The organism is Peribacillus sp. NPDC056705 (assembly GCF_043656335.1).
Window position 1 is genome coordinate 1 of record NZ_JBHTYI010000227.1, and the last position, 709, is coordinate 709.

Genomic DNA, 709 nt, shown 5'->3' on the forward strand with positions numbered 1-709 from the left:
TTTTGCGGATATTGCTGGACGGATTGGTGCTGGTCTCTCACCTTCGCATGGAAGGACGGTACGGCGTGTATCGATCCGGAGAACCCGTGGAGAAACATACGCATGTTATCTTTCATTTCTCGGACGGAACGGAGCTGAGATACAAGGATGTGCGTCAATTCGGTACGATGCACTTGTTCGCGCCGGGAGAGGAATTCACCCAAGCTCCTCTGGTTAAGCTCGGCTACGAGCCGCTGGGCGATACGCTCACGCCGCGAACCTTTCAGGAGATTATCGGCACGAAGAAGACGAAGATCAAAGCCGTGCTGCTGAATCAGGCATATGTTGTTGGGATCGGCAATATATATGTCGATGAGGCGCTGCACCGGGCCGGTATTCATCCGGAGCGTAACGCCAACAGCTTGTCTGAGCCGGAGCTTGAGGTATTGTACCATGCGGTTGTGGATACGTTAAACGAAGCGGTAGCGGCCGGAGGCTCTTCCATTAAGTCCTACGTTGACGGCCAGGGTGAGATGGGCATGTTCCAGAACAGTCACAAGGTATACGGTCGCAAGGACGAGCCGTGTTATAACTGCGGTGGTCCGGTTCACAAAATCGTGGTCGGCGGTCGCGGAACTCACTTCTGTCCTGCCTGTCAGCCGGACAAGAAATCATAAAATAGGCATGCACCCATTCTTTTCTCCCCACATATACTGTGAAACATATGTGG

The 709-nt window shown here is 53.2% G+C and carries 1 protein-coding gene; it reads left to right on the forward strand.

Annotation, left to right across the window (positions count from 1 at the left end; genetic code table 11):
- The coding region (gene mutM, locus ACFRAK_RS29175) for a DNA-formamidopyrimidine glycosylase (protein ID WP_394573224.1) at positions 1-656 on the forward strand (656 nt) is incomplete at its 5' end.
- Between the last annotated feature and the right edge of the window lie 53 nt (positions 657-709).